This is a genomic window from Enterobacter sp. DN (assembly GCF_046054285.1).
Classification (GTDB): Bacteria; Pseudomonadota; Gammaproteobacteria; order Enterobacterales; family Enterobacteriaceae; genus Enterobacter; species Enterobacter hormaechei_C.
Genome location: NZ_JBJJTG010000004.1, coordinates 474,037 through 500,402, shown reverse-complemented (window position 1 = coordinate 500,402; position 26,366 = coordinate 474,037). Strand labels below are relative to the sequence as shown.

Here is a 26,366-nt window from a genome sequence, read left to right as displayed (position 1 = left end):
TTTCGTGTTTGCACAGTGCTGTGTTTTTAATAAACAGTTGCAGCCAGCTGGTATCTTCGACTGATTTCAGCTCCGCCCGCAGGGGCTTCACCTACACATCAGCGTGCCTTCTCCCGAAGTTACGGCACCATTTTGCCTAGTTCCTTCACCCGAGTTCTCTCAAGCGCCTTGGTATTCTCTACCTGACCACCTGTGTCGGTTTGGGGTACGATTTCGTGTTACCTGATGCTTAGAGGCTTTTCCTGGAAGCAGGGCATTTATCACTTCAGCACCGTAGTGCCTCGTCATCACACCTCAGCGTTAATAAGGTACCGGATTTACCTGGAACCTCCGCCTACATGCTTAAACCGGGACAACCGTCGCCCGGCTGACATAGCCTTCTCCGTCCCCCCTTCGCAGTAACACCAAGTACAGGAATATTAACCTGTTTCCCATCGACTACGCCTTTCGGCCTCGCCTTAGGGGTCGACTCACCCTGCCCCGATTAACGTTGGACAGGAACCCTTGGTCTTCCGGCGAGCGGGCTTTTCACCCGCTTTATCGTTACTTATGTCAGCATTCGCACTTCTGATACCTCCAGCATGCCTCACAGCACACCTTCAACGGCTTACAGAACGCTCCCCTACCCAACAACACATAGTGTCGCTGCCGCAGCTTCGGTGCATGGTTTAGCCCCGTTACATCTTCCGCGCAGGCCGACTCGACCAGTGAGCTATTACGCTTTCTTTAAATGATGGCTGCTTCTAAGCCAACATCCTGGCTGTCTGTGCCTTCCCACATCGTTTCCCACTTAACCATGACTTTGGGACCTTAGCTGGCGGTCTGGGTTGTTTCCCTCTTCACGACGGACGTTAGCACCCGCCGTGTGTCTCCCGTGATAACATTCTTCGGTATTCGTAGTTTGCATCGGGTTGGTAAGCCGGGATGGCCCCCTAGCCGAAACAGTGCTCTACCCCCGAAGCTGAGTTCACGAGGCGCTACCTAAATAGCTTTCGGGGAGAACCAGCTATCTCCCGGTTTGATTGGCCTTTCACCCCCAGCCACAGGTCATCCGCTAATTTTTCAACATTAGTCGGTTCGGTCCTCCAGTTAGTGTTACCCAACCTTCAACCTGCCCATGGCTAGATCACCGGGTTTCGGGTCTATACCCTGCAACTTAACGCCCAGTTAAGACTCGGTTTCCCTTCGGCTCCCCTATACGGTTAACCTTGCTACAGAATATAAGTCGCTGACCCATTATACAAAAGGTACGCAGTCACCCCATAAAGAGGCTCCCACTGCTTGTACGTACACGGTTTCAGGTTCTTTTTCACTCCCCTCGCCGGGGTTCTTTTCGCCTTTCCCTCACGGTACTGGTTCACTATCGGTCAGTCAGGAGTATTTAGCCTTGGAGGATGGTCCCCCCATATTCAGACAGGATACCACGTGTCCCGCCCTACTCTTCGAGTTCACAGCAAGTGTGCTTTCGTGTACGGGACTATCACCCTGTACCGTCGGACTTTCCAGACCGTTCCACTAACACACAAGCTGATTCAGACTCCGGGCTGCTCCCCGTTCGCTCGCCGCTACTGGGGGAATCTCGGTTGATTTCTTTTCCTCGGGGTACTTAGATGTTTCAGTTCCCCCGGTTCGCCTCGTTAACCTATGTATTCAGTTAACGATAGTGCAACGGATTGCACTGGGTTTCCCCATTCGGACATCGCCGGGTCAAGGGTTCATATCACCTCGCCGGCGCTTTTCGCAGATTAGCACGTCCTTCATCGCCTCTGACTGCCAGGGCATCCACCGTGTACGCTTAGTCGCTTAACCTCACAACCCGAAGATGTTTCTTTCGATTCATCATCGACTTGCGAAAATTTGAGAGACTCGAACACACATGAGCTGTGTGTCGTTTCAATTTTCAGCTTGATCCAGATTTTTAAAGAGCAAAACTTCGCAGTGCACCTTTTCAGGTTCACTCTGAAGTTTTCTTGTGTTCGCAGTAAAAGATGGTGGAGCTATGCGGGATCGAACCGCAGACCTCCTGCGTGCAAGGCAGGCGCTCTCCCAGCTGAGCTATAGCCCCATCGTTTACAACCTCTTCAAATTTGCGAGGCNNNCGACTTGCGAAAATTTGAGAGACTCGAACACACATGAGCTGTGTGTCGTTTCAATTTTCAGCTTGATCCAGATTTTTAAAGAGCAAATATCTCAAACATGACTCGCAAGTCAGTTTTGAGATATGACGGCAGGTGACTTTCACTCACGAACCAGCAAGTGGCGTCCCCTAGGGGATTCGAACCCCTGTTACCGCCGTGAAAGGGCGGTGTCCTGGGCCTCTAGACGAAGGGGACGTACAGTCTCAATCGCAAGACGCCTTGCTATTTACTTTTCATCAGACAATCTGTGTGAGCACTACAAAGGCAGGTTCTTTAAGGTAAGGAGGTGATCCAACCGCAGGTTCCCCTACGGTTACCTTGTTACGACTTCACCCCAGTCATGAATCACAAAGTGGTAAGCGCCCTCCCGAAGGTTAAGCTACCTACTTCTTTTGCAACCCACTCCCATGGTGTGACGGGCGGTGTGTACAAGGCCCGGGAACGTATTCACCGTGGCATTCTGATCCACGATTACTAGCGATTCCGACTTCATGGAGTCGAGTTGCAGACTCCAATCCGGACTACGACGCACTTTATGAGGTCCGCTTGCTCTCGCGAGGTCGCTTCTCTTTGTATGCGCCATTGTAGCACGTGTGTAGCCCTACTCGTAAGGGCCATGATGACTTGACGTCATCCCCACCTTCCTCCAGTTTATCACTGGCAGTCTCCTTTGAGTTCCCGGCCGGACCGCTGGCAACAAAGGATAAGGGTTGCGCTCGTTGCGGGACTTAACCCAACATTTCACAACACGAGCTGACGACAGCCATGCAGCACCTGTCTCAGAGTTCCCGAAGGCACCAATCCATCTCTGGAANACCGCTGGCAACAAAGGATAAGGGTTGCGCTCGTTGCGGGACTTAACCCAACATTTCACAACACGAGCTGACGACAGCCATGCAGCACCTGTCTCAGAGTTCCCGAAGGCACCAAAGCATCTCTGCTAAGTTCTCTGGATGTCAAGAGTAGGTAAGGTTCTTCGCGTTGCATCGAATTAAACCACATGCTCCACCGCTTGTGCGGGCCCCCGTCAATTCATTTGAGTTTTAACCTTGCGGCCGTACTCCCCAGGCGGTCGACTTAACGCGTTAGCTCCGGAAGCCACGCCTCAAGGGCACAACCTCCAAGTCGACATCGTTTACGGCGTGGACTACCAGGGTATCTAATCCTGTTTGCTCCCCACGCTTTCGCACCTGAGCGTCAGTCTTTGTCCAGGGGGCCGCCTTCGCCACCGGTATTCCTCCAGATCTCTACGCATTTCACCGCTACACCTGGAATTCTACCCCCCTCTACAAGACTCTAGCCTGCCAGTTTCGAATGCAGTTCCCAGGTTGAGCCCGGGGATTTCACATCCGACTTGACAGACCGCCTGCGTGCGCTTTACGCCCAGTAATTCCGATTAACGCTTGCACCCTCCGTATTACCGCGGCTGCTGGCACGGAGTTAGCCGGTGCTTCTTCTGCGGGTAACGTCAATCGACAAGGTTATTAACCTTATCGCCTTCCTCCCCGCTGAAAGTACTTTACAACCCGAAGGCCTTCTTCATACACGCGGCATGGCTGCATCAGGCTTGCGCCCATTGTGCAATATTCCCCACTGCTGCCTCCCGTAGGAGTCTGGACCGTGTCTCAGTTCCAGTGTGGCTGGTCATCCTCTCAGACCAGCTAGGGATCGTCGCCTAGGTGAGCCGTTACCCCACCTACTAGCTAATCCCATCTGGGCACATCCGATGGCAAGAGGCCCGAAGGTCCCCCTCTTTGGTCTTGCGACATTATGCGGTATTAGCTACCGTTTCCAGTAGTTATCCCCCTCCATCAGGCAGTTTCCCAGACATTACTCACCCGTCCGCCACTCGTCAGCGAAGCAGCAAGCTGCTTCCTGTTACCGTTCGACTTGCATGTGTTAGGCCTGCCGCCAGCGTTCAATCTGAGCCATGATCAAACTCTTCAATTTAAGTTTGATGCTCGTGAATTAAACTTCGTAATGAATTACGTGTTCACTCAGAGACTTGGTATTCATTTTTCGTCTTGCGACGTTAAGAATCCATGTCACTTTGAGTGCCCACACAGATTGTCTGATAAATTGTTAAAGAGCAGTTGCGACGCGCTTCAGCGCTCTGTCGCGAGGTGGCGTATATTACGCTTTCCTCTCTCAGAGTCAACCCGTTATTTCAGGATTTTTCTCTTCAGCCGACCGGGTTATCTGTGAAGTGATTCACATCCGCCGTGTCGATGGAGGCGCATTATAGGGAGCCGCCGAGGAATGACAAGCGGAAAAATGCATTTTTATTTCAACCGCTCACCTTTTCGCCAAAACGCCTATTTTTGGTGCTTTTTAATCTCTTTTGGCAGTTCTGCCAAACTAGTTATCACCCAGTCGGCTGCATTTTCTGCTTCTGGGGTGACCGGTTTACCGGTACGCACTAATACTTTGGTACCTACACCTGCCGCCGCTGCTGCCTGCATATCTTCCAGTTTATCGCCCACCATATAAGATGCGGCCATATCAATGTGCAGGAATTCCTGTGCAGAGATAAACATGCCCGGGTGTGGCTTACGGCAATCACAGGTCTGACGATACGCCTCTACACTTCCCTGCGGGTGATGCGGACAATAATAGATGCCATCAAGATCGACGCCACGATCGGCCAGAGACCAGTCCATCCATTCCGTCAGCGTCTCGAATTGCGCTTCGGTGAATTTACCCCGGGCGATACCGGACTGGTTAGTTACCACCACCAGCGCATAGCCCATCTCTTTCAACTGGCGCATGGCATCTATTACGCCCTCGATAAACTCGAACTCATCAATCTCATGGACGTAACCGTGATCCACATTAATAGTGCCGTCACGATCGAGAAAAATTGCGGGTACAGATTTTGCCACCGGTTTGCTCCTGAAAAAGTCTTGTTCAGCTAGTATCTCATGAATCGCAGCGCAATAAAGTGCTCATCGCACAGAGGTGGATTGATTTAGACGTCTGGATGCCTTAACATCCATTTTGTTTACGGTCATTCCCCGTATCTGGCAGAAGAAAATGCCACGGCTAACTTACTTACGATAAAAATAATCTAATGATTAAACTTTCCAATATCACCAAAGTGTTCCAGCAGGGGAACCGAACCATTCAGGCGCTGAACAACGTCAGCCTGCATGTGCCTGCTGGTCAGATTTATGGCGTCATTGGCGCATCGGGTGCGGGTAAAAGTACGCTGATCCGTTGTGTTAACCTGCTTGAGCGCCCAACCCAGGGCAGCGTAGAAGTTGGCGGCCAGGAGCTTACCGCTCTCTCAGAAAAAGAACTCACCAAAGCGCGTCGCCAGATTGGCATGATTTTCCAGCACTTTAACCTGCTGGCATCCCGCACCGTGTTCGGCAACGTTGCCCTGCCGCTTGAGCTGGATAACACGCCGAAAGAAGAAGTTACGCGTCGCGTCACCGAACTGCTCGACCTTGTTGGTCTGGGCGACAAGCATGATAGCTACCCGGCAAATCTGTCCGGTGGGCAAAAACAGCGTGTGGCCATTGCCCGCGCGCTGGCAAGCAATCCTAAGGTGCTGCTGTGCGATGAAGCCACCAGCGCGTTAGACCCGGCCACCACGCGCTCTATTCTGGAACTGTTAAAAGACATTAACCGTCGCCTGGGCCTGACGATTCTCCTTATTACGCATGAAATGGATGTAGTGAAACGCATCTGCGACTGCGTGGCGGTCATCAGCAACGGTGAGCTGATTGAGCAGGACACGGTGAGTGAAGTCTTCTCACACCCGAAAACGCCGCTGGCTCAGCAGTTCATTCAGTCCACACTGCATCTGGATATTCCGGAAGATTATCTGGAACGTTTAAAAACAGACGCAACGCCTGACAGCGTCCCGATGCTGCGCATGGAGTTCACGGGCCAGTCCGTTGACGCACCGCTGCTGTCCGAAACCGCGCGTCGCTTTAACGTGAATAACAACATTATTAGCGCGCAGATGGACTACGCCGGTGGCGTGAAGTTCGGCATTATGCTGACGGAAATGCACGGCACACAGGAAGAAACCCAGGCGGCAATTGCCTGGCTGCAAGAACATCACGTAAAAGTAGAGGTACTGGGTTATGTCTGAGCCGATGATGTGGCTACTGGTTCGCGGCGTTTGGGAAACGCTGGCAATGACCTTCGTATCGGGCTTCTTTGGTTTTGTGATTGGGCTGCCGGTCGGCGTGCTGCTGTACGTTACGCGCCCGGGTCAAATTATTGAAAACGCGAAGCTGTATCGCACGCTCTCTGCGCTGGTGAACATTTTCCGGTCTATTCCGTTCATTATTCTGCTGGTGTGGATGATTCCGTTTACGCGCGTGATCGTCGGGACGTCGATTGGTTTGCAGGCAGCTATTGTCCCGCTGACCGTTGGCGCGGCACCGTTTATCGCCCGTATGGTGGAAAACGCCCTGCTGGAAATCCCAACCGGCCTGATCGAAGCTTCCCGCGCTATGGGTGCGACGCCAATGCAGATCGTTCGCAAAGTTCTGCTGCCAGAGGCGCTGCCTGGGCTGGTGAACGCAGCAACCATCACGCTTATCACCCTGGTCGGTTATTCCGCAATGGGCGGCGCCGTAGGTGCTGGCGGTTTAGGCCAGATTGGATATCAGTACGGCTATATTGGCTATAACGCTACCGTAATGAATACCGTTCTGGTATTGCTGGTTGTGCTGGTTTACTTAATTCAATTCTCTGGCGATCGTATCGTCCGGGCTGTTACGCATAAATAACGTTACAAACAACACAAACTCGACGAGTTAAGGATATAACATGGCGTTTAAATTTAAGACCTTCGCAGCAGTAGGCGCACTGATTGGCTCGCTGGCACTGGTGGGTTGCGGTCAGGACGAAAAAGATCCAAACCACATCAAAGTAGGCGTTATCGTCGGTGCAGAACAGCAGGTTGCTGAGGCCGCGCAGAAAATCGCTAAAGAGAAATATGGCCTGGACGTTGAACTGGTGACCTTCAACGATTACGTTCTGCCGAACGAAGCGCTGAGCAAAGGCGACATTGACGCTAACGCCTTCCAGCATAAACCGTACCTGGATCAGCAGATCAAAGATCGCGGCTATAAACTGGTTGCTGTCGGTAACACCTTCGTTTACCCGATTGCCGGTTACTCCAAGAAAATTAAATCTCTGGATGAACTCCAGCCGGGTTCACAGGTTGCAGTCCCTAACGACCCAACCAACCTTGGCCGTTCCCTGCTTCTGCTACAGAAAGTGGGCCTGATTAAACTGAAAGAAGGCGTTGGCTTGTTACCGACCGTTCTGGACGTAACCGAAAACCCGAAAAATCTGAAAATTGTTGAGCTGGAAGCACCACAGCTGCCACGTTCTCTGGACGATGCGCAGATCGCCCTGGCCGTGATCAACACCACTTACGCCAGCCAGATCGGCCTGACCCCAGCGAAAGATGGCATCTTCGTTGAAGATAAAGATTCCCCGTACGTCAACCTGATCGTGACTCGCGAAGACAACAAAGACGCGGAGAATGTGAAGAAATTCATACAGGCATATCAGTCTGAAGAAGTGTACCAGGAAGCCAATAAGGTGTTTAACGGCGGCGCGGTTAAAGGCTGGTAATCTCCCGGCAGTGTAATATCATCAAGACGGGCATTTGCCCGTCTTGTCATTTGTGCGGTCAACTGCTTCAATATCTGACGTTTTGATTATCCACTGAGGAATTATTATGCGTGCTTTACCGATCTGTTTTTTAGCACTGATGCTGAGCGGCTGTTCTATGCTAAGCAGATCTCCTGTTGAACCTGTTCAAAGCACTGCAACCCCGCCAAAAGCGGAGCCAGCAAAACCGAAAGCGCCTCGCGCTGCGCCGGTACGTATTATTACCAAAGCCGACGAGCTGGTCGGTAAGCCATTCCGTGAACTGGGCGAAGTGAGCGGCGAATCCTGCCAGGCAACGAATCAGGACTCCCCACCCAATATTCCGACAGCCCGCAAGCGTATGCAAATCAACGCGTCGAAAATGAAAGCCAACGCGGTGCTGCTGCACAGCTGCGAAGTCACCAGCGGCACACCTGGTTGCTATCGCCAGGCGGTATGTATCGGTTCTGCGCTTAACATTACGGCGAAATGAGTTCATTTCAGTTCGAGCAGATAGGCGTTATCCGCTCCCCTTATAAAGAAAAGTTCGCCGTTCCACGTCAGCCGGGTCTGGTCATTAACGGCGGCGGCGAGCTTCATCTTGTCGCGCCGTATAATCAGGCCGATGCAGTGCGCGGGCTTGAGGCGTTCAGCCATTTATGGGTGGTCTTTGTATTTCACCAGACCATGGAAGGCGGCTGGCGTCCTACCGTGCGTCCGCCTCGTCTGGGCGGAAATGCCAGAATGGGTGTCTTTGCCACCCGCTCAACCTTTCGTCCCAACCCCATCGGGATGTCGCTGGTCGAGCTGAAAGGCATACGTTGTCAGAAAGATCAGGTGATCCTGGAGTTAGGTAGCCTTGACCTGGTTGATGGCACGCCGGTCATAGATATTAAGCCTTACCTGCCCTTCGCCGAAGCGCTGCCGGATGCCCGAGCAAGCTATGCTCAGGACGCACCGCAGGCAGATATGCCGGTTCACTTCACGTCTGAAATAACGACGCAAATCAGCGAGCTGGAAAAGCGTTATCCTCGCCTGCGTGACTTTATCGTTGAAGTGCTGGCCCAGGACCCCCGTCCCGCCTACCGCAAAGAAGAGGAAGCCGGGAATACGTACGCCGTCTGGCTGCTGGACTTTAACGTGCGCTGGCGCGTGACTGCGGCGGGTTTTGAAGTGTTTGCCCTGGAACCCAGGTAATTTTGTTCTCCTCTCTTTTGGCATCTTTGCCACACTGGTAAACTAAACCACTTTTTTTGTGTCAGGCTGGTGTTTCAGCCTGTTCCAATCGTCGAAATGGAACCGTAACAACATGCGTACTAGCCAATATCTGCTCTCCACTCTGAAGGAGACACCTGCCGACGCCGAGGTGATCAGCCACCAGCTGATGCTGCGCGCCGGGATGATCCGCAAGCTGGCCTCCGGGTTATACACCTGGCTGCCGACCGGCGTGCGCGTCCTGAAAAAAGTCGAAAACATCGTGCGTGAAGAGATGAACAACGCCGGTGCTATCGAGGTGTTAATGCCGGTCGTTCAGCCCTCTGAACTGTGGCAGGAGAGCGGTCGCTGGGAGCAGTACGGTCCTGAACTGCTGCGTATTGCCGATCGTGGCGATCGTCCATTCGTTCTCGGCCCAACGCATGAAGAAGTGATCACCGACCTGATCCGTAACGAGCTGAGCTCTTACAAACAGCTGCCGCTGAACTTCTTCCAGATCCAGACTAAGTTCCGTGACGAAGTGCGTCCACGCTTTGGCGTCATGCGTTCTCGCGAGTTCCTGATGAAAGATGCTTACTCTTTCCATACTTCTCAGGAATCGCTGCAAGAGACCTACGACAAAATGTACGCGGCCTACAGCAAAATCTTCTCCCGCATGGGGCTGGATTTCCGTGCTGTACAGGCTGATACCGGTTCAATCGGCGGTAGCGCCTCCCATGAATTCCAGGTTCTGGCGCAGAGCGGCGAAGACGATGTGATCTTCTCTGACTCCTCTGATTACGCCGCGAACATCGAATTTGCAGAAGCGCTGGCACCAAAAGAACCACGCGGCGCGGCAACGCAAGAGATGACGCTGGTTGATACGCCAAACGCGAAAACTATCGCCGAGCTGGTTGAGCAGTTTACTCTGCCGATCGAAAAAACCGTGAAAACCCTGCTGGTGAAATCGGCTGAAGGTAGCGCTTATCCACTGGTTGCCCTGCTGGTACGAGGCGATCACGAGCTGAACGAAGTGAAAGCCGAGAAGCTGCCGCAGGTTGCCAGCCCGCTGACCTTCGCAACGGAAGCAGAGATCCGCGCCGTGGTGAATGCTGGTCCTGGTTCTCTGGGTCCGGTGAACATGCCTGTTCCGGTGGTCATTGACCGCACCGTTGCGGCGATGAGCGACTTCGCTGCGGGCGCAAACATCGACGGTAAACACTTCTTCGGCATCAACTGGGATCGTGACGTGGCGACGCCGGAAGTGGCTGACATCCGTAACGTGGTCGCAGGCGATCCAAGCCCGGACGGCAAGGGTACTCTGATGATCAAACGCGGTATCGAAGTAGGCCACATCTTCCAGCTGGGCGATAAGTACTCGCGCGCAATGAACGCTGCCGTTCAGGGCGAAGATGGCCGTAACCAGGTTCTGACCATGGGCTGCTACGGCATTGGCGTAACGCGCGTTGTTGCTGCCGCTATCGAGCAGAACTATGACGAACGCGGAATCGTCTGGCCGGATAACATCGCGCCGTTCCAGGTGGCGATCCTGCCAATGAACATGCACAAGTCTTACCGCGTGCAGGAGCTGGCTGAGAAACTCTACGCTGAGCTGAGCGCGAAAGGTATCGACGTGCTGATGGATGACCGTAAAGAGCGTCCTGGCGTGATGTTTGCTGACATGGAACTGATCGGTATTCCACACACCATCGTCATTGGCGACCGTAACCTCGACAGCGACGAGATTGAATACAAATACCGTCGCAACGGCGAAAAACAGATGATCAAGACGGGAGATATTCTTGATTACCTGGTGAAAGCCATCAAAGGTTAAGAAACAAAAAACCCCGCCAGTGCGGGGTTTTTTAATGGCTATATCTTATTTGCTTTCGCAGTCTTTCCCCGCAGCAAACTTCGCATCTTTATCTGCCACCAGCGTTTTCACCAGCTCGCCGCTATCCGGGTTTGGCTCCAGCGTAAAATGCCCTTCAACCGTCAGCAACACTGGCTTACTGTCGTTGCCGCGCGCGACGGCATAGTCTCGCTCCAGCTGGGCATTGTTCGCCACGCTGACTTTCTTCCCGGTTGCACAGTCAGTGAAGATCGCCGCACCCGCCATGTAGAAATACATCCCTCGCATCGCCATTGGGGTGGCTGGCAGGGTCGCTTTCACCGGGGCCAACGTGTAGTTGAACTGGGATTCAATTGGATTGCCTTCGCGATCGAGCATCTCCATCCCCTCGCCTTTGGCGCGGAAGAAGGTTTTATCGCCCGTGGTATCCGTCAATACCAGCTTCTCAGCCGTACGCGCCCATGTTCCGTAAGATGCAAAAGAAGACGGTTCTTTCGCCCCCTGGTAACGCTGGTTCATGACCCAGGTGCCATCTTTTTGCAGGAACAGAGAGGTTTCGATGCCCTCGCAATCTGCACACGGTAATACGCCGCGCCAGCTTTGCTGCATCGGCTTTAATTCTTCATTTTGCGTTGGCTGTAGTACCTGCGTTTCTGAACGGTTATTACAGCCAAAAAGCGCGAACAGGCTTGTCACGGCCAGCGCTGATAATAATGCTTTTTTCACAATACTTTCCTTATGAAAAAGGGTATCCCTTTCGTCACATTATGGGTGACGGACTTTGCCACGCAGTGATTTTACAGTGGATTTCTGCGCCTTCGATGACAACCGACGTTCTTTCGATGCCCGCGTTGGACGTGTTGCCCGGCGACTTTTTTGTACAGCCGTCAGCTCTTTGATGACCGCGACCAGCCGGGCTATTGCCGCTTCCCGGTTAAGCTCCTGGCTGCGATACTCCTGCGCTTTAATCACCATCACACCCTCGCTGGTGATCAGGTGATGGCTGGCGGCAAGCAGGCTTTCTTTATAATACTCTGGCAGGCTGGAGGCCCGAATGTCAAAGCGCAAATGGATAGCCGTTGAGGCCTTGTTAACGTGCTGTCCCCCTGCTCCCTGGGCCCGGATGGCGGTGATCTCCAGCTCGTTATCAGGGATGCTGACGTTTCGGGACAATACAATCATGATGCGGGCTGCCAGGCTGTGAGATGAATTTCCAGATTATTCTGAGAATCGGAAAGCCAGATGGCGCCGTCCTGAATCGTCGCCTGTAGCGCCATCGTCCGGCTGGCGAACGCACTCAGCTGCGCCAGCTGTTCATCATCCAGATACCAGACGGTAAGATTTTTGAACAGCGCACATTTATTTTTATTTTGTTGCCACCAGATCTCCGCCGCTCTCTGGTTGTAGGCAAACAACGCCACTTCAGCAGACTGGGTGCAGGCCTTTTTGATCCGGCGTTCATCCGGCAGGCCAAGCTCAATCCATAAATCGATACCCAGATGATCGTTGCGCAGCCAGGCTTCCGGTTCATCTTCCGCGCTTAAACCACGGGTAAATTGCAGACGCTCGTCGGCATACTTAATCCACGCCAGCAGGCGCAGCATCATGCGCTCCTGGGTTTCAGAAGGGTGACGCGCCAGCGTCAATGACGCATCCAGAAACTGGTTACGGTCAAGATCCGCCACATTGACCACAGCTTTATAAATTGTCGCTTTCAGCGCCATGAGAGAACTCCTTTCGAATCAGGCATACATTGTAGCGAAAACCGCGGCAAAAGGCTGTTACGAGGTGGTGGCTTCCTCTTATCAAGGCGCTGATAATGCTTAAATGAGTATGGTATAGTCACCTTGCTAAACCGAGTTTAACTTCGTAGGCTTAATGATATCTCACAGTAAGTCAGTACGCTGGCAGGAGGTGATGTGAATAATTATTGTGAGTTGATTCGCAGACGGTATGCGGAGATCGCCAGCGGAGATCTGGGGTACATTCCGGATGCGTTGGGCTGTGTATTGAACGTGCTAAATGAAGTGGCCTCTGATGAGAGCCTTTCTGAATCGGTCAGGGAAAAAGCAGCGTATGCTGCGGCGAATTTACTGGTGAGCGATTATGTCGATGAATGATACCTATCAACCCATCAATTGTGATGACTATGACAACCTCGAACTCGCCTGCCAGCATCATTTAATACTGACGCTGGAGCTAAAAGATGGCGAAGTGCTAAAGGCAAAGGCCAGCGATCTGGTTTCCCGTAAAAATGTGGAATACCTGGTTGTGGAAGATGCAGGTGCAACGCGTGAGCTACGCCTCGACAAAATTGCCAGTTTCAGCCATCCGGAAATCGGCACCGTTGTGGTGAGCGAATCCTGATAACCAACGGGCAGCCAGGCTGCCCGTTACGCTTTCCATTCAAAATTAACACCCGCTTCAGCCCACCCCTCTTCAGTGATGAAAACCCCTGCCGCCGCGATGAGCGTGTCGCCGTAAAACAGAAGCGGCGTGGTATCACGTCGCCAGGGCGGAACGTTCTGTTCCTGCCAGATTTTCTTCAGCTTACGCCCGCCGTTACGACCGACGATATGCAGCATGCCGCTGGTCCTGAAGCGTATGGTAACGTTCTCGTCCGGCTCAGGTAGACGCACATTGCCCGAATGGCTTAACGCAACGACACCGGCATTCATCGGTAGCGTTAATGCTTTTTCCGGCGACGGCCAGTCGAGCACAACGTCAGCCAGCGACGGCACAGATTTTACCCACCAGAGTTGCCCTTTATAGCGCCTGACGTCATAACCATTCAGGTGTATACACGGGGCGGCATCTTCCCTCGCCTGTGCAACTTCCTCCCAGATACGGTTGAGCATCGCCCGGGACGGCATAACCGCACGGTGGTAAGCCAGCCAGCGACGAATCAGAGCAGCCCGGCGCACGGGGCTCATCACCTTCAACGGCGCAATGTTCAGGGCACCGTCAGCGGTAGTCAGCGTATCCAGCTCCTCGCTCAGCAACTCATCCAGCAAGCTTTCCTGTTCAGCACACAGCATGGCGCTTCTGGCCGCCGCTTCGGAAAAATGCGCCCAGCGCTCACTCAGCAGCGGTAAGACGCGCAGGCGCAGGAAGTTACGGTCGTAACTGTCGTCCTGATTGCTCTCGTCTTCAATCCAGCACAGATGATGCTGCTGCGCCCAGGCTTCCAGTGATGCGCGCGTCTCACCCAGCAGCGGGCGGATGAGCTCTGTTTCAGCAAAATCAGCGCGCTCAGGCATGGCAGATAACCCCGCAGGCCCGCTGCCCCTCTTGAGCGCCAGTAAAAACGTCTCGCACTGGTCGTCCAGATGCTGCGCGGTGACCAACGCTTCCCCTTGCTGTAATGCGCCGGAAAACGCGGCGTAGCGGGCTTTCCGCGCCTGCGCCTCAATACCCAGCCCCTCATCCTCAAGCGTGACGCGTTCAACGATCAGCGGAATCGCCCACTCTGAACACACCGCTTCGCAGTGCGCTACCCAGTCGTCGGCATGAGGGCTTAAGCCGTGATGGATATGCATCGCCCGCAGCTGGACGTCAGGCTCACGGTCGCGCCAGAGCTTAAGGCGGTGCAGCAAAACGGTGGAATCCAGGCCACCGCTGAACCCCACCAGCAGTTGGCGATAGGGTGAAACGGCGTGCGCGATAGCAGGTAAGGTCATAGGAAATTACACATAAAAAAACGCCCGAACTGAACGGGCATTATCACACATGACGGCGATTACTGCTGGTAAAGCTCCAGCGGCAGCCCGTCCGGATCGTTGAAAAAAGTGAAACGTTTATCGGTAAAGGGATCGACACGAATCGCTTCGCAGGCCACGCCGTGGGCTTCCAGATGTTTTACCGCGCTGTCCAGGTCATCGACGCTGAAGGCCAGGTGGCGCAGGCCGCAGGCTTCCGGGCGTGAAGGACGCGCTGGCGGGAAAGGAAAAGAGAACAGTTCAATCACATATTGTCCGTTTAACGCCAGATCGCCTTTCCAGGAGTCGCGCTCCTCACGGTAAGCCTCGCTCAACAGCGTAAAGCCGAGAACGTCGCAGTAGAATGCCTTACTTTTCGCGTAATCGGTGGCAATGATCGCAATATGATGAACCGCTTTTAAACCCAGCATAGTTTCTCCTTTTTATGATGCTCTGAACGTTACAACCGACAACCCGCCCCTGGCAAGCAGACCCTTTTATTTTAGGACTCTCACCCAGTACACGCCGTTATCATCGCGTTTCGCGCCATGAATGTCCGTTTCAAAGCCCGGATAGTGGCGCCCTACCGAACAGAGCATCAGCAGGAAATCGAGCACCGCCCGGCTCTCCTCGGTGATCATTTCACCCGGCATCAGCAGCGGCACGCCCGGCGGATAAGGCAGGATCATGTTGGCCGATACCCGCCCGACCAGGTTTTCCAGCTCAACGGTTTCAACCTCCCCTTTCACCTGGCGCTGCCACGCCCTGTGCGGCGTCAGCTTCATTTCAGGCAGAACATCAAATGCCTGCAACATCAGGCGCGGCAGATCGTGCTGGCGGATCAGCCTGTGGATCCCCTGGGCCAGATCCTGAATACGCATATTGCGATAGAAGTCAGGATCTTCCGCGTAGAGATCCGGCAGCATATTCTTCACCCGCAGGTTCAGATCATATGCACGCTTAAACTCCATCAGTCCGCGCAACAGCCCCATCGCGCGGGTTTTATCGATCCCGATGCTGAACAGGAACAGCAAATTATAGGGGCCGGTTTTCTCCACCACCACGCCGCGCTCATCAAGGAACTTCGCCACCAGCGCAGCCGGGATCCCTTCCTCACCCATCACGCCCTGCTCATCCATGCCCGGCGTCAGGATCGTCACCTTAACCGGATCGAGGAACATGTGGTCCGCATCGGCATCCCGGAAACCGTGCCAGCTCTCCCCCGGCGCGACGGGCCAGCATTCTGCCTCATCAATCTCTTCCGGCTGCCAGATATCAAAGAACCAGCCGTCCGCTTCATCTTTAAGTCGCTGAACCTCTTTTCGGAAATGCAGCGCCCGTTCCACCGAACGATTGATCAGGCGTTTACCCGGATTACCGCGCAGCATCGCCGCCGCCGTTTCGATGGACGCCACCAGCGGGTAGCTCGGCGACGTGGTCGTGTGCATCATAAAGGCTTCGTTGAAGGTGTCCTCGTCGTACTCGCCCTTGATGTGAATAAGAGACGCCTGGGAAAACGCGGCCAGCATTTTGTGCGTCGACTGCGTTTCGAAGAACACCTTGCCCGGCACCCGCTCGCCGCTCATCCCACTTTTACCCGAGTAAATCGGGTGGAAATTGGTGTAAGGCACCCACGCGGAGTCAAAGTGGATCGACGGCACGTCGAGCGTCTGCTTGATCCAGTTCGTGTTGTAAAGCAGCCCGTCATAGGTGGAGTTGGTGATCACCGCGTGCACAGGCCAGCTTGCCTCGGGGATCGCCGCGATCTTATTTTCAATGGCTTCATGCGCGAATTCACGGCGAGGAATGCCGCCGAGAATACCCAGCGCATTACGCGTAGGCGACAGCCAGAGCGGCACCACGTCGCTCATCATCAGCAAATGCGCCAGTGATTTATGGCAGTTGCGGTCAATCAGCAGCGTACTGCCGGCAGGCGCGGCGTACATCCCGACGATTTTGTTCGAGGTTGAGGTACCGTTGGTCACCATGTAGCTTTGCTCGGCGCCAAAGGTCCGGGCGATGTACTCTTCGGCTTCCAGATGCGGGCCGGTATGATCCAGCAGAGAGCCTAACTCGGTGACCGAAATCGACACATCCGCCTTCAGCGTGTTACCGCCGAAGAAATCGTAGAACAGACATCCCACCGGGCTTTTTTGATAGGCTGTTCCCGCCATGTGGCCTGGCGTACAAAAGGTGTACTTCCCTTCATTCACATAGGTGAACAGCGCGCGCGTGAACGGCGGTGTGATGTTATCGAGGTATTCACCGGTGTACTGCTGAATGCGGGTCGCAATGTCCTCGGCAACGCCGAGTGAGTATTCGAAGAACCACAGCGCCATACGCATATCATGCGCGCTCACGTCCATGGTCGAGTGAGTGTTGATAAACGCGTACAGCGGAAGATATTCGTTGAGCTTATTGATATCGCTGCACAACTCCATGTCGTATTCGTCCCAGTCGAATATCACGCCACAGATGCGCGGATTGTGTTCGATAAATTTCAGCAGGTCGGCGCTGTTTTGCGGCCAGATCAGCTGGTATCCGCGTGCTTTAAGGGCTTGCTCCAGCTCCTTGATGGGTTCGTCTTTATAAAAGACGCCGTGTGGCCCCATGATGGCAATGATGTTCATGGTTTACCTCCTTGAAAAACATCAGATAAGCATAGTTAAGGTAAACGGCAGGTATAAAAAAAGCCGCAACAATGTGCGGCTTTTAGGATAATTGTGAGGCTTACGCGTAACCGTAGGTCATCAGACGCTGATAACGACGGTTGAGCAGATCTTCTGTGCTCAGCACGTCCAGGTCCGCCAGATCTGCCAGCAGCTGCGCTTTCAGGGAAGCAGCCATCACTTCCGGCTTACGATGCGCGCCACCCAGCGGTTCAGGGATAACGGTGTCGATCAGCTTCAGCTCTTTCAGACGTGGGGCAATGATGCCCATCGCTTCAGCAGCCAGCGGCGCTTTATCGGCACTTTTCCACAGAATGGAGGCACAGCCTTCCGGAGAGATAACGGAATAGGTACTGTACTGTAGCATATTCACTTTATCGCCCACACCAATTGCCAGCGCACCGCCGGACCCACCTTCACCGATAACGGTACAGATGACCGGCACTTTCAGGCGAGACATCTCACGCAGGTTGCGTGCGATGGCTTCAGACTGACCGCGCTCTTCAGCGCCAACACCCGGGTAAGCACCCGGCGTGTCGATGAAGGTGATGATAGGCATATTGAAACGCTCAGCCATCTCCATCAGACGCAGGGCCTTACGGTAGCCTTCTGGCGCTGGCATACCGAAGTTACGACGGATTTTCTCTTTGGTTTCACGGCCTTTCTGATGACCAATAATCATCACCGGACGTCCATCCAGACGCGCGATACCGCCGACGATAGCTTTATCGTCAGCGTATGCGCGGTCGCCTGCCAGTTCGTCAAATTCGTCAAACGCCAGGCGGACATAATCCAGGGTGTACGGACGCTGTGGATGACGCGCCAGCTGGGCGATCTGCCATGCGCCGAGATCGGCAAAGATTTTGCGCGTCAGTTCTACGCTTTTTTCGCGCAGACGATGCACTTCTTCGTCGATGTTAATATCCAGTTTTTCATCCTGACGGCTCACGGCTGTCAGAGAATCGATTTTCGCTTCCAGCTCTGCAATCGGCTGTTCGAAATCAAGGAAATTCAGACTCATAGTATTCCTGTATTAGTCAAACTCCAGTTCCACCTGCTCCGAACCAATGAGGCCACGGAGATCGTTCAGTAAACGATCGCTCGGAGAGACACGCCACGTTGCACCAAAGCGCAACCGCGCACGTGCATCCGCCCTCTGATAGTAGAGATGTACTGGAATGGTCCCCGAGCGGTGGGGTTCCAGAGACTGACGGAGTCGGTTTAAAAGCTGGTCATCAATTTGCCTGTCCGTCAGCGAGATAGCAAGCCCGCGAGCATATTTTTCCCGGGCTTCGTCAATGTCCATCACTTCGCGGGCGGTCATTTTAAGCCCCCCGCTGAAGTCATCAAAGCTGACCTGTCCGCTGACGATAAGTATGCGGTCTTTTTCCAGCAATTGCTGGTATTTATCCAGCGCGTCGGTGAACAACATCACCTCCAGACGCCCGGAACGGTCATCCAGGGTACAGATGCCGATACGATTGCCGCGCTTGGTGACCATTACCCTTGCAGCAATCACGAGCCCCGCAGCCGTGGTGATTTTACCACGTTCTGTCGGATGCATGTCTTTAAGCCTGTGGCCGCCGACATAGCGCTCAATTTCTTTCAGATACTGGTTGATCGGGTGCCCCGTCAGGTACAGGCCTAACGTCTCACGCTCCCCATCCAGCACCACCTGTTCTGGCCAGGGCTGGCAGTTGGAATAAGACTGCTCAATCTGCTCTGGCTCTTCCGCCAGCACGCCGAACATATCTGCCTGGCCAATGGCTTCCGCTTTCGCGTGCTGATCGGCTGCTTTCAGCGCATCGCCGAGCGAGTTCATCAGCGCGGCGCGGTGTGGCCCCAGCCGATCAAACGCGCCGGACATGATCAGTTTTTCCAGCACGCGGCGGTTCAGTTTTTTGGTATCGGTGCGGGCGCACAGATCGAACAGCTCGCGGAAATAGCCGCCGTTGTTACGCGCTTCGATGATCGCCTCGATCGGCCCCTCACCTACGCCCTTGATCGCGCCGATCCCATAGACGATTTCCCCGTCATCGTTAACGTGGAAATGGTACAGGCCAGAGTTAATATCCGGCGGCAGGATCTTCAGCCCCATGCGCCAGCACTCGTCCACCAGGCCAACCACCTTCTCGGTGTTGTCCATATCGGCGGTCATTACCGCCGCCATAAACTCAGCGGGATAGTGAGCCTTCAGCCACAGCGTTTGATACGAAACCAAAGCATAGGCGGCGGAGTGGGATTTGTTAAATCCGTACCCGGCGAATTTCTCCACCAGGTCGAAGATTTTCATCGCCAGTTCGCCATCGACGCCGTTTTTCTTCGCCCCATCCTCAAAGATGGAACGCTGCTTGGCCATCTCTTCCGGCTTTTTCTTACCCATCGCACGACGCAGCATGTCTGCGCCGCCAAGGGTATAACCAGAAAGCACCTGGGCGATCTGCATGACTTGTTCCTGATACAGGATGATGCCATAGGTTGGCTCCAGTACCGGTTTCAGGCTTTCATGCTGCCACTGCACGTCCGGGTAGGAAATCTCTTCGCGCCCATGTTTACGGTCGATAAAGTTATCTACCATCCCCGACTGCAACGGCCCCGGACGGAACAGGGCCACCAGCGCGATCATATCTTCGAAGCAGTCTGGTTGCAGACGCTTAATCAAATCTTTCATGCCGCGGGATTCAAGCTGGAAGACGGCTGTCGTCTCCGAGCGTTGCAGCATGTCGAAACTTTTCTTGTCATCAAGCGGGATAGCCGCGATATCCAGCGGCGGCTCGCCGTTCTTCTCGCGACGGGCGTTGATCATCTCCAGCGCCCAGTTGATGATGGTCAGCGTACGCAGGCCGAGGAAGTCGAACTTCACCAGCCCGGCGTATTCTACGTCGTTCTTGTCGAACTGGGTGACCGGATGCTGGCCCGCTTCATCGCAGTACAGCGGCGCAAAGTCGGTGATTTTGGTCGGGGCGATAACCACACCCCCCGCATGCTTACCGGCGTTACGCGTGACGCCTTCCAGCTTGCGCGCCATGTCGATCAGCGCTTTGACCTCTTCGTCGGCTTCGTAGATTTCCGGCAGCTGAGGTTCAGCTTCAAAGGCTTTCGCCAGAGTCATGCCCGGATCGGGCGGCACCAGCTTAGAGATACGATCGACAAAACCGTACGGGTGGCCCAGAACGCGGCCCACATCGCGGATAACCGCTTTCGCGGCCATCGTACCGAAGGTGATGATCTGCGAAACCGCATCACGACCGTACATATCGGCCACGTGCTCAATCACCTGGTCGCGTTTTTCCATGCAGAAGTCGACGTCAAAGTCGGGCATGGAGACACGTTCCGGGTTGAGAAAACGTTCGAACAGCAGGTCAAATTCCAGCGGATCGAGATCGGTGATTTTCAGAGCATACGCCACCAGCGAGCCGGCACCAGAACCACGGCCCGGACCTACCGGCACGCCGTTATCTTTCGACCACTGGATGAACTCCATCACGATCAGGAAGTAGCCTGGGAACCCCATCTGGTTGATCACCTGGAGTTCAATATCCAGGCGCTCGTCATATTCAGGACGTTTCTCTTTACGGACCGCTTCATCCGGGAAGAGGAATTCCAGACGCTCTTCCAGACCCTCTTTCGATTTCATGACCAGGAAATCTTCGGTGGTCATGTCTCCCGTCGGGAACTGCGGCAGGAAGTATTCGCCGAGACGCACGGTGACGTTACAGCGCTTGGCAATCTCTACGCTGTTTTCCAGCGCTTCCGGGATGTCCGAGAAGAGCTCACACATCTCCTCTTCGCTGCGCATGTACTGCTGCGATGAGTAGTTGCGCGGGCGTTTTGGATCGTCGAGGGTGAAACCGTCGTGGATAGCGACGCGAATTTCATGCGCGTCAAAATCACCCGCCTCAAGGAAGCGCACATCGTTGGTGGCCACCACAGGCAGGCCATGCGCTTCCGCCAGGGCGACGGCCGCATGCAGGTAGCTCTCTTCATCCGCACGCCCGGTACGGATCAGCTCCAGGTAATAACGATCCGGGAAATACTCTTCGTAGAACGAGACGCACTGATCCACCAGCGCGTTATTACCGCGTAGCAGACATTTGCCGACATCCCCCATACGGCCACCGGAGATCAGCAGCAAACCTTCGTTCAGCTCCGCCAGCCAGTCGCGGTCAATCCATGGACCCAGTGCGCCGTAACCGCGTTGGTAGGCTTTTGAGATCAGCAGAGTGAGGTTCTGATAACCCGTGTTATTCATGGCTAACACGGAAATTTGCGTCATCTCATCGCCGAGCAGGTCGCTCTGCACATGAAAATCCGCGCCGACGATGGGCTTTAATCCTGCGCCATGCGCCGTTCCGTAGAACTTCACCAGGCCACACAGGTTGGTAAAATCGGTGATCGCCAGCGCAGGCATGCCAAGCGAGGCCGCCTTTTTTACCAGCGGCCCGGTCTTTGCCAGCCCATCGATCATGGAGTAGTCGCTATGCACCCGCAGGTGTACGAAACGTGGTTCAGCCATCTTCAAATCCCGCGTTACTTAATTGCTTGCGTCTTGATTCAGGACACCAGTCCCAGCGCGCGTTTCACCGGGCCAAAGCTGCGCCGATGATGTTCAGTTGCGCCATGTTCAGCCAGCTTTTCCAGATGGAAAGCCGTTGGATATCCCTTGTGCTGGGCGAAACCATACGCGGGATAAGTGAGGTCCAGCGCGGCCATTTCGGCATCGCGCGTCACTTTGGCAATGATTGACGCCGCACTGATTTCTGCGACGCGGCTATCGCCTTTAACAACAGCCATGGAAGGCATCGGCAGCGCCGGGCAACGGTTACCGTCGATCAGCACATACTCAGGCACAATCTTCAGGCCAGCGACGGCACGCTGCATCGCCAGCATGGTGGCGTGCAGAATGTTCAGATCGTCGATCTCATCCGGCTCTGCGCGCCCGAGACTCCAGGCCAGCGCCTTTTCTTTAATTTCATCGAACAGCGCCAGGCGACGCTTTTCACTCAGTTTTTTCGAATCGTTCAGGCCAACGATCGGGCGGGCTGGATCGAGGATCACCGCCGCGGTCACAACGGCACCCACTAACGGGCCACGACCGACTTCATCCACACCGGCAACGAGGTGGGTATGGGGATAAATAAATTCCATCATTGTGCTAACTCCAGCACCGCATCGGCCGCCTGCTCATCAGCATTACAGCGGATCAGTTGATGCAGTTCACGGAAGGTATCATGCATCTGGTGGCTGGTTTTACCGTTGGCCAGCAGCGGCAGTAATGCATCAGCCAGTGCCTGCGGCTGGCATTCATCCTGCAAGAGCTCTTTCACCAGTTCGCGACCCGCAAGCAGGTTTGGCAGGGATACGTAATCTGTTTTTACCAGACGTTTTGCCAGCCAGAAGGTAAACGGCTTCATGCGATAACCGACCACCATTGGGCATTTTGCCAGCATACACTCCAGCGCAGCCGTGCCGGAAGCCAGTAGTGCGGCATCGCTCGCAAACATGGCTTGCCGCCCTTTCCCGTCCAGCAGGCGGACGTGAAGATCCGGGGCGACGTCAGCTTTGATACGCTCAAACTGCTCGCGGCGTTTGGCATTCACCAGCGGCACGACCACTTCAAGATCGGGATAAGTCTTGCGAAGAATTTGCGCCGTTTTCAGGAAATCGGCACTGAGCATTTCAACTTCCGCACCCCGGCTCCCTGGCAGCAGCGCCAGACAGTGCACATCATGCGGGATGCCCAGTTCGTCACGCGCCGCGTTTTTATCCGGATCCAGCGGCATGGCATCCGCCATGGTATGACCGATAAAACGGCACGGGACATTAAATCTGTCGTAAAACGCTTTTTCGAAAGGCAGAAAAGCCAGCACCAGATTAGTGGATCGTCCGATTTTGAAAACGCGTTTCTGTCGCCACGCCCACACGGACGGACTGACGTAATGGATAGTTTTGATCCCCTGCTTTTTCAGGTTCCCTTCAAGGGTAATATTGAAATCAGGCGCATCAATGCCGACAAATACATCGGGCTTAAGGTCGGTAAAGCGGCGGGTAAGGTCGGCGCGAATATGCAGCAGGCGACGCAAGCGCCCCAGCACCTCGACGATGCCCATCACAGCCAGCTCTTCCATTTCATACCAGGCTTCACAGCCTTCGGCCTGCATCAGCGGCCCAGCCACGCCCACAAAGCGAGCATTGGGTACACGGGCTTTAAGCGCGCGGATAAGACCTGCACCAAGAATATCGCCGGAGGTTTCTCCGGCGACCAGGGCGATGGTAAGCGGACGACTGTCGACCATTAACGAATCAGACCACGGGTTGAACGTTCAAAGAATTCCATGAACGTTTTCACTTCAGGGTGCTTATTCGCCAGCTCGGCAATTTCCGGCTTAGCCTCTTCCAGCGTTTTACCGCTACGGTACAGCAGTTTGTACGCGTTGCGGATCGCAGTAATCGCTTCGCGACTAAAACCACGACGCTTGAGACCTTCGATGTTCACGCCAAACGGCGTGGCATGGTTGCCCTGCGCAATCACAAACGGTGGGACGTCCTGCGCCACACCGGAGCATCCGCCGACCATCACGTGTACACCAATGATGCAGAACTGATGGACTGCGGTCATGCCGCCAATAATGGCGAAATCATCAACCGATACGTGTCCCGCCAGCGTTGCGTTGTTGGCGAGAATACAGCGGCTACCCACGGTACAGTCGTGCGCAATATGCGCATTAACCATAAACAGGTTGTCGCTGCCCACCTTCGTCAATCCACCGCCTTGCGTTGTACCACGATGAATGGTGACGCTTTCGCGAATGCGGTTACGATCGCCGATTTCCACGCGGGTCGGTTCGCCAGCATACTTGAGATCCTGGTTAACTTCGCCGATGGAGGCGAACTGATAGATCTCATTGTTGCAGCCAATGGTGGTATGACCATTCACGACAACGTGAGATTTCAGTACTGTACCCTCACCAATTTCGACATGGGGTCCAACAATACAAAACGGGCCAATGTGGACATTGGCACCAATGATGGCACCCGTTTCCACAATGGCGGTAGGATGAATAAAGGCGGATTTATCAATCACGTATCAGGCCTCCCGGCTACGCGCACACATCATTGTCGCTTCGCAAACAACTTTGCCGTCAACCATAGCTACGCCTTTGAAGCGAGTCAGGCCGCGACGCGTTTTTTCAAAAGTGACTTCCATGATCATTTGATCACCAGGCACGACCGGACGCTTGAAGCGCGCTTCATCGATACCCGCGAAGTAATAGAGTTCACCCGGTTCCAGTTTACCTACGCTTTTAAACGCCAGAATACCGGTAGCCTGTGCCATCGCTTCCAGGATCAATACACCCGGGAAGATAGGCTTACCAGGGAAGTGCCCCTGGAAGAACGGCTCGTTAACGGAGACATTTTTCACTGCGCGCAGAAAACGACCTTCTTCAAAATCCAGCACACGGTCTACCAGTAAAAACGGATAGCGGTGCGGCAGAAGTTCTAAAATCTCTTCAATATGCAGAGTATGAGTGTCAGTAGTCAAAATACTCTTCCTGTCAAATGTACTAAGTAGCAATAATAACACGGCCTGCCGGTTTATAAACAAAGCCGACAGGCCGGGAAATTTAGCGTTAAACGGATGAACGCTTAGTCTTGTTGATCGATTTTGCGCTCAATCGCTTTGAGTCGCTTGCTCATATCATCAATATTCATCACCAGTGCAGCTGTTTTACGCCAGACCTTGTTCGGTTGCAGCGGAATACCTGAGGAATAAACGCCAGGCTCAGTGATTGGACGCATCACCATACCCATCCCCGTCACCGTGACTTTGTCGCATATTTCCATATGGCCATTGATCACGCTGGCACCGCCAATCATGCAGTAACGGCCAATTTTCAGGCTGCCTGCCATGATAACACCACCCGCAACTGCGGTATTGTCGCCAATCACAACGTTATGTGCAATCTGGCACTGGTTGTCTATGATAACACCGTTACCAATAATGGTGTCGTCAAGCGCACCGCGGTCGATAGTTGTACAAGCGCCGATCTCCACACGATCGCCGATAATCACGCGACCCAGCTGAGGGATCTTAACCCAGTTACCCCGATCGTTGGCGTAACCAAATCCGTCAGAACCAATCACCGTGCTGGACTGAACGAGACAATTCTCGCCAATCTCAACCTCATGGTAGACAGAGACATTGGCCCACAGACGAGTCCCTGCGCCAATTTTCGTATTTTTTCCAACAAAGCAGCCAGGGCCAATCACCACGTTATCACCCAAAACAACGCCGGATTCGATAACGGCGTTTGCGCCGACTGATACGTTGTTACCCAGCTGAGCCGTCGGATCAATCGCAGCACTGGCTGCAATGTTCTGTGCCGGCTGCGGCGTGGTATCAAGAATTTGGGCCATGCGCGCATAGGTCAGGTAGGGATTTTTCACTACCAGTGCAGCGCTAGTGGCAAACGGAAGATCGTCCTGCGTCAGCACAACGGCAGACGCCTGGCACTGGGCCAGGTGTTCACGGTACTTAGGGCTTACCATGAAGGTAATAGTGCCTGCTTTAGCAGATTGCATGGACGCAACAGCGGTGATGACGATATCGCCATCACCGTGTAATTCTGCATCCAACTGCTGAGCTAAATCAGCCAGTCGAATTGAAGGCATTACTTATTTAACCTGTTTCAGAACATCAGCGGTGATGTCTTTAACATCGCTGCTGTTGAATGCAACGGCGTTCGCATCAACAACCAGATCGATGCTCTGATCGGCTGCTACTGCTTTAACGGCAGACTGAATACGCGTCACCAGTTTGCCACGCTCTTCGTTAGAACGACGCTGACGATCCTGCTCGAAAGCCTGTGCTTTCTGAGAGAAGGTCTGGCGCTGAGACATGACGTCTTTTTCCAGTTTGCTGCGCTCGCTCGCTTTCATGGTAGAACCATCACGCTGAAGACGCTGCATCTTGGACTGAAGATCACCTTCCATACGTTGCAGTTCGCTCGCACGGCCTTTGAATTCGTTTTCCAGCGTTGCAGAAACACCGGTTTTCTGTGCAACCTGCTGGAACAAATTACCCATGTTGACGATTGCAATTTTATCCGCTGCCTGAGCAGAAGTTGCCATCGCTAAACCGAGACCTGCAGCTAATAACCACTTTTTCACAATTAACTCCTTACCATCCCAT

At 54.0% G+C, this 26,366-nt stretch carries 23 protein-coding genes, 2 tRNA genes and 2 rRNA genes (1 of these 27 running past the window's edge); 8 read left to right on the top strand and 19 right to left on the bottom strand.

The genetic code is table 11. The annotated features are described in order from the left end of the window. From ACJTMZ_RS13195 to gmhB, 5 genes are all read right to left on the bottom strand, one after another. Nucleotides 1-1,809, bottom strand: a 23S ribosomal RNA gene (locus ACJTMZ_RS13195); its annotated part reaches 1,075 nt to the left of the window's first position; the annotation flags it as partial. 180 nt (nt 1,810-1,989) lie between these two features. Continuing rightward, nucleotides 1,990-2,065 (bottom strand) — tRNA-Ala (locus tag ACJTMZ_RS13190). A gap of 192 nt (nt 2,066-2,257) precedes the next feature. Continuing rightward, nucleotides 2,258-2,333: transfer RNA gene (locus ACJTMZ_RS13185), tRNA-Glu, on the bottom strand. Nucleotides 2,334-2,417: 84 nt separating this feature from the next. Then, nucleotides 2,418-4,088: ribosomal RNA gene (locus ACJTMZ_RS13180) — 16S ribosomal RNA — on the bottom strand. A gap of 365 nt (nt 4,089-4,453) precedes the next feature. Next, complete coding sequence (gene gmhB / locus ACJTMZ_RS13175; RefSeq protein ID WP_017383733.1) at nt 4,454-5,020, bottom strand: D-glycero-beta-D-manno-heptose 1,7-bisphosphate 7-phosphatase; 567 nt, start codon at nt 5,018-5,020, stop codon at nt 4,454-4,456. A gap of 188 nt (nt 5,021-5,208) precedes the next feature. Here gmhB and metN point away from each other — a divergent pair, with 188 nt between their 5' ends. From metN to proS, 6 genes are all read left to right on the top strand, one after another. Further along, a complete protein-coding gene (gene metN, locus ACJTMZ_RS13170) occupies nt 5,209-6,240 on the top strand; it encodes a methionine ABC transporter ATP-binding protein MetN (RefSeq protein ID WP_006810022.1) in 1,032 nt (343 codons plus the stop codon). Continuing rightward, nucleotides 6,233-6,886: a methionine ABC transporter permease MetI gene (locus tag ACJTMZ_RS13165; protein WP_003856130.1), complete on the top strand. Its 654-nt coding sequence runs from the start codon at nt 6,233-6,235 to the stop codon at nt 6,884-6,886. Before metN ends, ACJTMZ_RS13165 begins: the two co-directional genes overlap by 8 nt. 40 nt (nt 6,887-6,926) lie before the next feature. Continuing rightward, entirely contained in the window at nt 6,927-7,742 is an 816-nt protein-coding gene (gene metQ / locus ACJTMZ_RS13160) for a methionine ABC transporter substrate-binding lipoprotein MetQ (RefSeq protein WP_003856132.1), read from the top strand. Nucleotides 7,743-7,848: 106 nt separating this feature from the next. Beyond that, a complete protein-coding gene (rcsF, locus tag ACJTMZ_RS13155; RefSeq protein ID WP_015572735.1) occupies nt 7,849-8,253 on the top strand; it encodes an Rcs stress response system protein RcsF in 405 nt (134 codons plus the stop codon). Next, nucleotides 8,250-8,957, top strand: coding sequence for a tRNA (N6-threonylcarbamoyladenosine(37)-N6)-methyltransferase TrmO (tsaA, locus tag ACJTMZ_RS13150; protein WP_015572734.1), 708 nt, complete (start codon nt 8,250-8,252; stop codon nt 8,955-8,957). Before rcsF ends, tsaA begins: the two co-directional genes overlap by 4 nt. Before the next feature lie 112 nt (nt 8,958-9,069). Further along, entirely contained in the window at nt 9,070-10,788 is a 1,719-nt protein-coding gene (proS, locus tag ACJTMZ_RS13145) for a proline--tRNA ligase (protein ID WP_015572733.1), read from the top strand. Between the two features lie 45 nt (nt 10,789-10,833). Here proS and nlpE read toward each other — a convergent pair whose 3' ends face one another. From nlpE to ACJTMZ_RS13130, 3 genes are read right to left on the bottom strand one after another with little or no spacing between them, the layout of a single operon-like run. Then, the gene (nlpE, locus tag ACJTMZ_RS13140) at nt 10,834-11,532 is read right to left on the bottom strand and encodes an envelope stress response activation lipoprotein NlpE (protein ID WP_252010811.1); all 699 of its coding nucleotides are present in this window, start codon (nt 11,530-11,532) and stop codon (nt 10,834-10,836) included. A 39-nt stretch (nt 11,533-11,571) separates the two neighbouring features. Then, entirely contained in the window at nt 11,572-11,988 is a 417-nt protein-coding gene (gene arfB, locus ACJTMZ_RS13135; protein WP_006810027.1) for an alternative ribosome rescue aminoacyl-tRNA hydrolase ArfB, read from the bottom strand. Then, entirely contained in the window at nt 11,985-12,530 is a 546-nt protein-coding gene (locus ACJTMZ_RS13130) for a YaeQ family protein (RefSeq protein ID WP_015572732.1), read from the bottom strand. Before ACJTMZ_RS13130 ends, arfB begins: the two co-directional genes overlap by 4 nt. 195 nt (nt 12,531-12,725) lie before the next feature. Between ACJTMZ_RS13130 and ACJTMZ_RS13125 the strand changes: the two genes are divergently transcribed. Then, complete coding sequence (locus ACJTMZ_RS13125) at nt 12,726-12,926, top strand: YaeP family protein (RefSeq protein ID WP_003856146.1); 201 nt, start codon at nt 12,726-12,728, stop codon at nt 12,924-12,926. Then, the gene (gene rof, locus ACJTMZ_RS13120) at nt 12,913-13,173 is read left to right on the top strand and encodes a Rho-binding antiterminator (protein WP_003856148.1); all 261 of its coding nucleotides are present in this window, start codon (nt 12,913-12,915) and stop codon (nt 13,171-13,173) included. The genes ACJTMZ_RS13125 and rof overlap by 14 nt, the downstream gene beginning before the upstream one ends. 26 nt (nt 13,174-13,199) lie before the next feature. On the opposite strand, the gene tilS is transcribed toward rof, so the two are convergent. From tilS to skp, 11 genes are all read right to left on the bottom strand, one after another. After that, nucleotides 13,200-14,486 (bottom strand): tRNA lysidine(34) synthetase TilS, encoded by a 1,287-nt coding sequence (gene tilS / locus ACJTMZ_RS13115; RefSeq protein ID WP_040117237.1) that lies wholly within the window; start codon nt 14,484-14,486, stop codon nt 13,200-13,202. Between the two features lie 59 nt (nt 14,487-14,545). Next, entirely contained in the window at nt 14,546-14,935 is a 390-nt protein-coding gene (locus ACJTMZ_RS13110; RefSeq protein ID WP_003856151.1) for a VOC family protein, read from the bottom strand. A gap of 66 nt (nt 14,936-15,001) precedes the next feature. Further along, entirely contained in the window at nt 15,002-17,134 is a 2,133-nt protein-coding gene (locus ACJTMZ_RS13105) for a lysine decarboxylase LdcC (RefSeq protein WP_015572729.1), read from the bottom strand. Nucleotides 17,135-17,234: 100 nt separating this feature from the next. Continuing rightward, on the bottom strand, nt 17,235-18,194 hold the full coding sequence (accA, locus tag ACJTMZ_RS13100; RefSeq protein WP_003856154.1) for an acetyl-CoA carboxylase carboxyl transferase subunit alpha: 960 nt from the start codon (nt 18,192-18,194) through the stop codon (nt 17,235-17,237). Between the two features lie 12 nt (nt 18,195-18,206). Further along, the gene (gene dnaE, locus ACJTMZ_RS13095) at nt 18,207-21,689 is read right to left on the bottom strand and encodes a DNA polymerase III subunit alpha (RefSeq protein WP_032647311.1); all 3,483 of its coding nucleotides are present in this window, start codon (nt 21,687-21,689) and stop codon (nt 18,207-18,209) included. Nucleotides 21,690-21,727: 38 nt separating this feature from the next. Continuing rightward, complete coding sequence (gene rnhB, locus ACJTMZ_RS13090; protein ID WP_015572727.1) at nt 21,728-22,324, bottom strand: ribonuclease HII; 597 nt, start codon at nt 22,322-22,324, stop codon at nt 21,728-21,730. Beyond that, a complete protein-coding gene (gene lpxB / locus ACJTMZ_RS13085; RefSeq protein WP_003856161.1) occupies nt 22,321-23,469 on the bottom strand; it encodes a lipid-A-disaccharide synthase in 1,149 nt (382 codons plus the stop codon). Before lpxB ends, rnhB begins: the two co-directional genes overlap by 4 nt. Then, nucleotides 23,469-24,257: an acyl-ACP--UDP-N-acetylglucosamine O-acyltransferase gene (gene lpxA / locus ACJTMZ_RS13080; RefSeq protein WP_047740769.1), complete on the bottom strand. Its 789-nt coding sequence runs from the start codon at nt 24,255-24,257 to the stop codon at nt 23,469-23,471. The genes lpxB and lpxA overlap by 1 nt, the downstream gene beginning before the upstream one ends. Before the next feature lie 3 nt (nt 24,258-24,260). Further along, the gene (fabZ, locus tag ACJTMZ_RS13075; protein ID WP_003856165.1) at nt 24,261-24,716 is read right to left on the bottom strand and encodes a 3-hydroxyacyl-ACP dehydratase FabZ; all 456 of its coding nucleotides are present in this window, start codon (nt 24,714-24,716) and stop codon (nt 24,261-24,263) included. Between the two features lie 104 nt (nt 24,717-24,820). Continuing rightward, on the bottom strand, nt 24,821-25,846 hold the full coding sequence (gene lpxD, locus ACJTMZ_RS13070; protein ID WP_003856168.1) for a UDP-3-O-(3-hydroxymyristoyl)glucosamine N-acyltransferase: 1,026 nt from the start codon (nt 25,844-25,846) through the stop codon (nt 24,821-24,823). A gap of 3 nt (nt 25,847-25,849) precedes the next feature. Further along, nucleotides 25,850-26,344 (bottom strand): molecular chaperone Skp, encoded by a 495-nt coding sequence (gene skp / locus ACJTMZ_RS13065; protein ID WP_006810039.1) that lies wholly within the window; start codon nt 26,342-26,344, stop codon nt 25,850-25,852. Nucleotides 26,345-26,366 lie beyond the last annotated feature (22 nt).